Below are 9,602 nucleotides of genomic sequence, written 5' to 3' on the forward strand. Positions count from 1 at the left end.
CCGCCGACACCGTGCGAAGGGCCCCCGGGGATCGCTCCCCGGGGGCCCTTCGCGCGGGCGGGCCGGCTACTTGCGGGCCGAGGTGACGCGGTAGACGTCGTAGACGCCCTCGACGCCGCGGACCGCCTTGAGGACGTGGCCCAGGTGCTTGGGGTCGCCCATCTCGAAGGTGAAGCGGCTCATCGCCACCCGGTCCCGGGAGGTCTGCACGGCCGCTGACAGGATGTTGACGTGCTGGTCGGACAGCACCCGGGTGACGTCGGAGAGCAGCCGGGAGCGGTCCAGCGCCTCGACCTGGATGGCCACCAGGAAGACCGAGGACTGGGTGGCCGCCCACTCGACCTCGATCATCCGCTCGGGCTGCTGGCTGAGCGCCTCGACGTTGACGCAGTCGGCGCGGTGCACCGAGACGCCGTTGCCGCGGGTGATGAAGCCGACGATGGCGTCGCCCGGCACCGGGGTGCAGCAGCGCGAGAGCTTGACCCAGACGTCCTCGACGCCCTTGACGATCACGCCCGGGTCGCCCTTGGCCCGGCGGCGCACCGCGCGCCGGTTGTCGTGGGTCGGGGTGGCCGTCTCGGCGAGGTCCTCGGTGGCCCCCTCCTCGCCGCCCAGCGCCTGCACCAGCTTCTGGACGATGTTCTGCGCGGTGACGTGGCCCTCGCCGATCGCCGCGTAGAGCGAGGAGATGTCCGGGTAGCGCATCTCGTGGGCGAGGGTGACCAGCGAGTCGCCGGTGAGGATCCGCTGGATCGGCAGGCCCTGCTTGCGCATCGCGCGGGCGATGGCCTCCTTGCCCTGCTCGATCGCCTCCTCGCGGCGCTCCTTGGAGAACCAGGCGCGGATCTTGTTGCGGGCCCGGGGGGACTTGACGAAGCCCAGCCAGTCGCGGGACGGCCCGGCGTTCTCCGCCTTGGAGGTGAACACCTCGACGGTGTCGCCGTTCTCCAGGGTCGACTCCAGCGGCACCAGCCGCCCGTTCACCCGGGCCCCGATGGTGCGGTAGCCGACCTCGGTGTGCACCGCGAACGCGAAGTCCACCGGGGTGGCCCCGGCCGGGAGGGCTATGACGTCGCCCTTCGGGGTGAAGACGAAGACCTCGTTGCTGGCCAGGTCGAAGCGGAGCGACTCCAGGAACTCGCTGGGGTCGGCGGTCTCCTTCTGCCAGTCCAGCAGCTGCCGCAGCCAGGCCATCTCGTTGACGGCGCCGGCCTTGTCGTCCTTGCGGGTCTGGGTCGGGGTGTCGGTGCGCACCTTGGAGGCGCCGGCCACCGCGCGCTGCTTGTACTTCCAGTGCGCGGCGATGCCGTACTCGGCGCGGCGGTGCATGTCGAAGGTGCGGATCTGCAGCTCGACCGGCTTGCCCCCGGGACCGATCACCGTGGTGTGCAGCGACTGGTACATGTTGAACTTGGGCATCGCGATGTAGTCCTTGAACCGCCCCGGCACCGGGTTCCACCGCGCGTGGATGGTGCCCAGCGCCGCGTAGCAGTCGCGGACGGTGTCGACCAGGACCCGGATGCCCACCAGGTCGTAGATCTCGGCGAAGTCCCGGCCCCGGACGATCATCTTCTGGTAGACCGAGTAGTAGTGCTTCGGCCGGCCGGTGACGGAGGCGGTGATCCGGGCGCCGCGCAGGTCGCCCTGGACCTGGTCGATGACGGTCGCCAGGTACTCGTCCCGCTTGGGGGCGCGCTCGGCGACCAGCCGGACGATCTCGTCGTACATCTTGGGGTAGAGGATCGCGAAGGCGAGGTCCTCCAGCTCCCACTTGATGGTGTTCATGCCCAGCCGGTGCGCCAGCGGGGCGTAGATCTCCAGCGTCTCGCGGGCCTTCTTCTCCTGCTTCTCCCGCTTGAGGTAGCGCATGGTGCGCATGTTGTGCAGGCGGTCGGCCAGCTTGATCACCAGGACCCGGGGGTCCTTGGCCATCGCGACGACCATCTTGCGGACCGTCTCGGCCTGCGCGGCCTCTCCGAACTTGACCCGGTCCAGCTTGGTGACGCCGTCCACCAGCAGGGCCACCGAGTCGCCGAAGTCCTTGCGCAGGGTCTCCAGGCCGTAGTCGGTGTCCTCGACGGTGTCGTGCAGCAGCCCGGCCATCAGCGTCGGGGCGTCCATGCCCAGCTCGGCCAGGATGGTCGCGACCGCCAGCGGGTGGGTGATGTACGGGTCGCCGCTCTTGCGCTTCTGCCCGCGGTGCCACTTCTCGGCGACCGCGTACGCCTTCTCGATGTCGCGCAGCAGCGCCGGGTCGGCCTTGGGGTCGTTCGCCCGGATCGAGCGGAACAGCGGCTCCAGGACGGGGTTGAGCACGCTGGAGCGCTGGCCGCCGAGGCGGGCGAGGCGGGCCCGCATGCCGCCGCCGGCGGAGGGGCCGCGGCCGGCCGGGGCGGACGGGCGCGACGGGGTCGGCGCCGGACGTGCCGGGGTGGCCCCCGAGGGCGCGGGCCGGTTCTCGGGGGCGGCCGCAGCCGCCGTGGGCACAACCTCGTCGGGCAAGGACACTCCTCAGGGCGCTCGGCCTGCCCCTCGCGGGCGCCGCACGGCTCGGGCGCCGGCCCGCGCAACCGGGAGGGGATGAATCTTCATGGTACCGAGCCTGGCGCCGGGACGTTCGGTCGGCCGGGCCCGCGCACGCGCCGGACATCCGCCCGACACGGCAGCGGGCGGCGGCCGGAGGATTCCGACCGCCGCCCGCCCGGGCCGTGCGTACTCAGACCGTGACCAGCGTCTCCAGCGGAGCGCCGCCCAGGTGCGGGGCCAGCCGCCCGCGTCCGTCGAGGAAGCCCAGCTCCATCAGCACGACCACGCCGGCCAGCTCCGCCCCGGCCTCCTTGACCAGGTCCAGCGAGGCACCGATGGTCCCGCCGGTGGCGAGCACGTCGTCCACCACCAGCACCCGCTCACCGGGTGCGAAGGCGTCGCACTGCACCTCCAGCGTCGCCGAGCCGTACTCCAGCTCGTACGAGCGGCGGAACACCTCGCCGGGCAGCTTGCCCTGCTTGCGGATCGGCACGAAGCCGACCCCGGCCGCGAATGCCGCCGGGGCGGCCAGCACGAAGCCGCGCGCCTCCAGTCCGACCACCTTGGTGGCCCCGAGCTCCGTGGCCCGGTCCGCCAGCGCCCGGGTGAGCGCGGCGAAGGCCTCGGCGTCGGCGAGCAGCGGCGCGATGTCCTTGAAGAGCACACCCGGCTTCGGGTAGTCCTGGACGTCCCGGATCCGGCTGGTGAGCAGCTCGGCCAGGGCCGTGTCGGCGGTGGTCACGAAGGAGTCCTAACGGTCGACTGGGATCAGCGCTTGGTGGACGGACGACCCTTGGCGCGCGTGGTGCCGGCCGCGCCACCGCGCTGGCCGACCATGCCCGCCGGCAGGTCCTCGTCGGCGATCTCCTCGCCGTCGCCGGCCTCCTTGGCCGCGGCGGCCTTGGCGTCGGCGGCACGGCGCTGGGCGACCCGCTTGGCCAGGGCCTTCATCTCCGGCGCCTCCTCCTTCAGCTGCGCGAGCAGCGGGGTGGCGACGCAGATCGACGAGTAGGCACCGGCGGCGAGACCGATGAACAGCGCCAGCGAGATGTCGTTCAGGGTTCCGGCACCGAGCAGACCGCCACCGATGAACAGCAGCGCCGCCACCGGGAGCAGGGCCACCACGGTGGTGTTGAGCGAGCGGACCAGGGTCTGGTTGAGGCCCGCGTTGGCCGCCTCGCTGTAGGTGATCTTGTTCTGCTTGGTGATCCCCTTGGCGTTCTCCTTCACGGTGTCGAAGACGACGACCGTGTCGTAGAGGGAGTAGCCGAGGATGGTCAGGAAGCCGATCACGGTCCCCGGGGTGACCTCGAAGCCCACCAGGGCGTAGACGCCGATGGTGATCAGGAGGTCGTGGATGAGGGCGACCAGGGCGGCCACCGCCATCCGCCACTCGAAGGCGATCGCCAGGTAGATCGTCACCAGGATCATGAAGATGATCAGGCCGGTGAGTGCCTTGTTGGAGATCTGTTCACCCCAGCTGGGGCCGATCACCTGGGCCTCGATCTCGCCGACCGGAACGCCGAGCTCCTGCGCCAGCTTCCCGGTGACCTCCGCGGAGGTGGTCTTGTCCTCCGAGGAGATCTGGATGCGGATCTTGCCGTTGTCGGTGGACTGCACCAGCGGGTGCGAGGAGACGATCTTGTCGACCGCGTCCTGGGTCTGCGAGACCGTCAGCCCCGGCTTGGTCACGGTGTAGACCGAGCCGCCCTTGAACTCGATGCCCAGGTGCAGGCCCATCGCCAGGCCGATCCCGGCGATCAGGACGATCACCGCGGAGATGCTGTACCAGAGCTTGCGCCGGCCGACGAAGTCGAAGCTGACTTCGCCCTGGTAGAGCTTGTGGCCCAGATTGGAGAAGCGCGACACGGTGTCAGGCCCCCTTCACGGCGGCGGAGGACGACGGGGTGCGACGGCGGGTGCTGCGCAGCGGCGGGCGGGCGCCCAGCCGCTTCGGGTCCAGGCCGGACCACGGGTGGCCGTCGGAGAAGAACTTCCGGCGGGCCAGCAGCGTGATCAGCGGCTTGGTGAAGAGGAAGATGACGACGACGTCGAGTGCCGTGGTCAGGCCCAGCGTGAACGCGAAGCCCTGGACCTTGCCGACCGAGACCAGGTAGAGCACGGCGGCACAGAGGAAGGACACGAAGTCCGACACCAGGATGGTGCGCCGGGCGCGCGGCCAGGCCCGCTGGACGGCCGGGCGCAGCAGGGCCCCCTCGCGGACCTCGTCGCGGATGCGCTCGAAGTACACGATGAAGGAGTCGGCGGTGATACCGATGGCGACGATGGCGCCGCAGACCGCCGGCAGGTTCAGCGCGAAGCCGATCCCCGCGCCGAGCAGGCTCATGATCGAGTAGGTCAGCGCCGCCGAGACGAGCAGACCGGCGATCGAGACCAGGCCCAGGCCCCGGTAGTAGACCAGCGAGTAGGCGATCACCAGGATCATGCCGATCAGACCGGCGACCAGGCCGGCCTTCAGCTGGTCGCCGCCGAGCTGCGGGGAGACGGTGGTGACGTCGCTGGTCTGGAACTCCAGCGGCAGCGCGCCGAAGCTCAGCACGTTCGCGAGGTTCTGCGCCTCGGTCTGGCTGAAGTTGCCGGAGATCACGGCCGAGCCGCCGGGGATGGCGCTGCGCACGTACGGGTGGGAGACGACCTGGCCGTCCAGCACGATGGCGAACTGGTTGGTCGGGTCGGGCTGGGCGGCGAGCTGGCCGGTGACGGCGGTGAAGGCGTCGGTGCCGGTGCCGTCGAACTGGAGCTGGACCTGCCAGCCGCCACCCTGCTGGGTGTCGATGGTGGCCTGCGCCTTGGAGACGTTCTTGCCCTGCACCGCGACCGGGCCGAGGGCGAGCTTGTAGTAGACGCCGCTCTCGTCCTTCTGGGTGCAGGCGACCGCCGGAGCGTTGTCGGCGCCCTGGAGGTTCTTCCGCTGGTCCGGCTTGGAGCAGTCCAGCGCGGCGAACTGGGCGGCCAGCTCCGGCGGGACGGTGCCCGAGGTCATCGCCCCGGAGAGGTCCGGCGTGGCGGCCGGGTCGGTCGCGGCGGCGCTCGGGGCGCCGGTGGCGGCGGGCGCCGAGGGGGCGCCGGAGGCGGTGGCACCGGTGGTGGCGGCGGGCGCCGTCGGGGTGTCGGCCGCGAGGGCCTCCCCGGCCGGGCGGCCCTGCTTGGTGGCGCTCGCGCTCGGGGTGCCGGTCGCGGCGGCGGTGCCGGTCGCGCTCGGCGTGCCGGTGGCAGCCGGGGTTCCGCTCGCGCTCGGGGTGCCGGTGGCGGCCGGGGCGCTCGGGGTGCCGCTCGCGCCCGCCGACGGGGACGCGGTCGGGGCCGGGACCTGGATGCCGCTCGGGGCCAGGGCGAGGACCGGGCGGAAGAACAGCTTCGCGGTGGTACCGACCTGGTCGGCCGCGCTCTGCTTGTCACCGCCCTTGGGGATGTTCACGATGATGTTGCGGTCGCCCTGGGTCTGGACCTCCGCCTCGGAGACGCCCATGCCGTTGACGCGCTGCTCGATGATCCCGGTGGCGATGTCCATGTTGGACTTGTTGATCGCCTTGGGGTCGGTCGACTTCGCGCTCAGCGTGATGCTGGTACCGCCGGCGAGGTCGATACCGAGCCGGGGCTTGGTGTTGCCCGTCCCGAACATGAGGGCGACCAGTCCGACGGTGACGACCAGGATGAGGGCCAGCGCCCGCCCTGGGTAACCGTCGCGCGGGCGCGACTTGGGTGTTGCCACCTTGCTCGTTTCTCCCTGTCCATGCCACTTCCCCCCACCTACCCCCGCCCGGCACGAGGCTGGGCGGGGCGTGGCGGAACTGCGGCCCTGAGTCCTGTGGGCTCGCGGCAGAACGCCGCGCGGCCGGGCGGGTGCCCGACCGTACTACTTGCTCGCGGGAGCCCCGCCCTCGGCCTCGGCCTTCGCGTCGCCCTTGTCGGCGTCGTCCTTGCTGAACGACAGCGGCTTCGCGTCGGCCGGCGCGGCCTCGACCTCGACGTCCTCGTCCGAGGCGTCGACCCCCTCGTCCTCGGCCGGACGACCGTGGATGATCGCGTCGTACTCGTCGCGGTCCAGGATCGCGGCGATCGCGCTCTTGGTGAAGTGGGTGACCACGCCCGGCGCGATCTCCAGCTCGACGGTCTCGTCGTTGACCGCCTTCACCTGCGCGTACAGGCCACCGATGGTCCGCACGCCCGCCCCCGGCTCCAGCGACGTCTGCATCCGCTGCATCTGCTGCTGGCGCTTCTTCTGCGACCGGAACATGAGCACGATCGCGAGGATCGGGAGGAGAAGGATGATGAGGTTCACTGCAGCCAGGGTCCTTTACGGGCCGCCGGCCGGCGGCCTGTGTGGTATTGGTCGTCCCGTCGGGTGAGAGGGGCGGTCCGGCGGAGTCTAGGCGACCCCGAACTGATCGGACAACGCCAAGCATCGCATCCTGCCACCGAAAGTGGCGACCCTCCGCCTGCACAGTTTCCCCGGACTTCGCCCCCGCCTTCTCCCGGTGCCCCGCACGGCGGGCGCGCATGGTCAGCACACGCTCCGCCGTCACCCGTTCGGCTCAGACCCGGGGCGCGCCGTCAGTCCTCGGCCCGGTCCTGGGCGAAAAGCTCCGCCTGGGCGGGCACCGCACCGCGTCCGGGCTGCGCCGGCGGGGTGAGTCCCAGGTGCTGCCAGGCCGCGGCGGTGGCGATCCGCCCGCGCGGGGTGCGGGCCAGCAGACCCTCGCGGACCAGGAACGGCTCGGCGACCTCCTCGACCGTCTCGGCCTCCTCCCCGACCGCGACCGCCAGGGTGGACAGCCCGACCGGGCCGCCGCCGAACAGCCGCAGCAGCGCGTCCAGCACCGCCCGGTCCAAGCGGTCCAGACCACGCGCGTCCACCTCGTAGACGTCCAGCGCCTGGCCCGCGATCGCGACGGTGACCACGCCGTCGTGCCGCACCTGCGCGTAGTCGCGCACCCGGCGCAGCAGCCGGTTGGCGATGCGCGGCGTGCCCCGGGAGCGGCCGGCGATCTCGGCGGCGCCGGCCGGGTCGATCTCCACGTCCAGCAGCGCGGCCGAGCGGTGCACCACCCGCTGCAGCTCGGCGGGCGCGTAGAACTCCATGTGCCCGGTGAAGCCGAACCGGTCGCGCAGCGGCGGCGGCAGCAGGCCGGCCCGGGTGGTCGCGCCGACCAGGGTGAACGGCGGCAGCTCCAGCGGGATGGCGGTCGCGCCGGGCCCCTTGCCGACGATCACGTCGACCCGGAAGTCCTCCATCGCCATGTAGAGCATCTCCTCGGCGGGCCGGGACATCCGGTGGATCTCGTCGAGGAACAGCACCTCGCCCTCGCTGAGCGAGGAGAGGATCGCCGCGAGGTCGCCCGCGTGCTGGATCGCCGGGCCGGAGGTGATCCGGATCGGGGCGCCCAGCTCGGCCGCGATGATCATCGACAGCGTGGTCTTGCCGAGCCCGGGCGGGCCGCTGAGCAGCACGTGGTCGGGGGCGGCGCCGCGCTGGCGGGCCGCCTGGAGCACCAGCGACAGCTGCTCGCGCACCCGCTCCTGGCCGATGAACTCGTCCAGCAGCCGGGGGCGCAGCGCCGCCTCGACGGCCTGGTCCTCGCCGTCGGCGGCGGCGGTCACCAGCCGGTCGGCGGGCTCGGAGTCGTACGGGCTCATCGGAGGCGGCTCCCACATCGGTGTCGACAAAAGGACAGGTCGTCAGATGGCTTCAGCGAGAACGGTTGAGTCCGCGCAGCGCCAGGCGCAGCAGCGCGCCGACGTCCGGGACCGGCTGCGCCTCCGCCTCCGGCGTGACGGCGGCGACCGCGTCGTCCGCCTCGCGGGGCGCGTAGCCGAGGCCGACCAGCGCGGAGTGCAGTTGCTCGCTCCACGGCGCCGGCCCGGTGGCGACCGGCTTCTGCGCCGGGACGCCGCCGTGCGGGGCGCCCAGCTTGTCCTTGTACTCCAGCAGCAGCTTGGCGGCCTTGGCCTTCCCGATGCCGGGCACCGCCACCAGCGCCTTCTCGTCGCCGTTGGCGATCGCGACGCGCAGCGCGTCGGGGCTGTGCACACCGAGGATGGCCTGCGCCAGCTTCGGGCCGACGCCGGGCGCGGCCTGGAGGATCTCGAAGACGCCCCGCTCGTCGTCGTCCGCGAAGCCGAACAGGGTCAGCGAGTCCTCCCGGACCACCAGCGAGGTCGCCAGCCGGGCCGGCTCCCCCAGCCGCAGGCCGGCCAGCGTGTTCGGCGTGCACTGCACGGCCATGCCGACCCCGCCGACCTCGACCACCGCGACGCCGCCGGACAGCGCCGCCACGGGTCCTTGCACGAAGGCGATCATCGGATGGTTCCTCTCGGGCCGTGCGGGGAGGTGGGACGGGCGGCCGCCTTGATCGCGGCCTCCAGGCGGTTGGTGGCGCCGCCGCGCCAGATGTGGCAGATGGCCAGCGCCAGCGCGTCGGCCGCGTCGGCCGGCTTGGGCGGTGCGTCCAGCCGCAGCAGCCGCTGCACCATCGCCGTGACCTGCGCCTTGTCGGCCCGGCCGGAGCCGGTGACGGCGGCCTTGACCTCGCTCGGGGTGTGCAGGGTGACCGGTATGCCGCGCCGGGTCGCGCAGAGCATCGCCACCGCGCTGGCCTGCGCCGTCCCCATCACGGTGCGGACGTTGTGCTGGGCGAAGACCCGCTCGACGGCCACCAGGTCGGGCCGGTGCTCGTCCAGCCAGGCCTCCAGGCCCTGCTCGACCAGCAGCAGCCGCTGCCCGATCTCCGCCTCGGCGGGGGTGCGCACCACGCCGACCCCGGCCATCCGCAGCGGCCGGCCCGGCGCGCCCTCGACCACGCCGACCCCGCACCTGGTCAGCCCCGGGTCGACACCCAGCACCCGCACCACGGCTTCCCCTCCTCTGCTACGCACCACCGACCTGCGGACGAAGGCTACCCCCCGCCACCGACAGCGCCCCGAACGACACCGGCCCGGGGGGGGGGGGGGGCGGCCGGGGGGGGGGGGGGGCGGGGGGGGCGCGGGGGGGCGGGCCCCCCCCCCCGCCCGGGGGTGTGAGTTTTGGGGTAGAGTGTGTACAGACGGGCGGGGGC

Annotated in this window: 8 protein-coding genes; all 8 read right to left on the reverse strand. The window is 72.5% G+C overall.

Annotation, left to right across the window (positions count from 1 at the left end):
• Positions 1–66 precede the first annotated feature (66 nt).
• The 8 genes from ACFC0B_RS33250 to ruvC all read right to left on the reverse strand — a co-directional run bounded on the left by ACFC0B_RS33250 (position 67) and on the right by ruvC (position 9,396).
• Entirely contained in the window at positions 67–2,508 is a 2,442-nt protein-coding gene (locus tag ACFC0B_RS33250) for a RelA/SpoT family protein (RefSeq protein WP_376094455.1), read from the reverse strand.
• 208 nt (positions 2,509–2,716) lie between these two features.
• Positions 2,717–3,268 carry an adenine phosphoribosyltransferase gene (locus ACFC0B_RS33255; RefSeq protein WP_376094458.1) on the reverse strand — a complete coding sequence of 184 codons (552 nt, stop codon included), beginning with the start codon at positions 3,266–3,268 and terminating at the stop codon, positions 2,717–2,719.
• Positions 3,269–3,294: 26 nt separating this feature from the next.
• Positions 3,295–4,395, reverse strand: coding sequence for a protein translocase subunit SecF (secF, locus tag ACFC0B_RS33260; protein WP_376094461.1), 1,101 nt, complete (start codon positions 4,393–4,395; stop codon positions 3,295–3,297).
• A gap of 4 nt (positions 4,396–4,399) precedes the next feature.
• Positions 4,400–6,259, reverse strand: a complete 1,860-nt coding sequence (gene secD, locus ACFC0B_RS33265; protein ID WP_376094464.1) for a protein translocase subunit SecD — start codon at positions 6,257–6,259, stop codon at positions 4,400–4,402.
• 144 nt (positions 6,260–6,403) lie between these two features.
• Positions 6,404–6,829 carry a preprotein translocase subunit YajC gene (yajC, locus tag ACFC0B_RS33270; RefSeq protein ID WP_376094467.1) on the reverse strand — a complete coding sequence of 142 codons (426 nt, stop codon included), beginning with the start codon at positions 6,827–6,829 and terminating at the stop codon, positions 6,404–6,406.
• 272 nt (positions 6,830–7,101) lie between these two features.
• Positions 7,102–8,184, reverse strand: coding sequence for a Holliday junction branch migration DNA helicase RuvB (ruvB, locus tag ACFC0B_RS33275; RefSeq protein WP_376094470.1), 1,083 nt, complete (start codon positions 8,182–8,184; stop codon positions 7,102–7,104).
• A gap of 52 nt (positions 8,185–8,236) precedes the next feature.
• Positions 8,237–8,848: a Holliday junction branch migration protein RuvA gene (gene ruvA / locus ACFC0B_RS33280; protein WP_376094473.1), complete on the reverse strand. Its 612-nt coding sequence runs from the start codon at positions 8,846–8,848 to the stop codon at positions 8,237–8,239.
• Positions 8,845–9,396, reverse strand: coding sequence for a crossover junction endodeoxyribonuclease RuvC (gene ruvC / locus ACFC0B_RS33285; RefSeq protein WP_376094556.1), 552 nt, complete (start codon positions 9,394–9,396; stop codon positions 8,845–8,847). Before ruvC ends, ruvA begins: the two co-directional genes overlap by 4 nt.
• Between the last annotated feature and the right edge of the window lie 206 nt (positions 9,397–9,602).

It is taken from the genome of Kitasatospora sp. NPDC056184 (genome assembly GCF_042268405.1).
Classification (GTDB): domain Bacteria; phylum Actinomycetota; class Actinomycetes; order Streptomycetales; family Streptomycetaceae; genus Kitasatospora.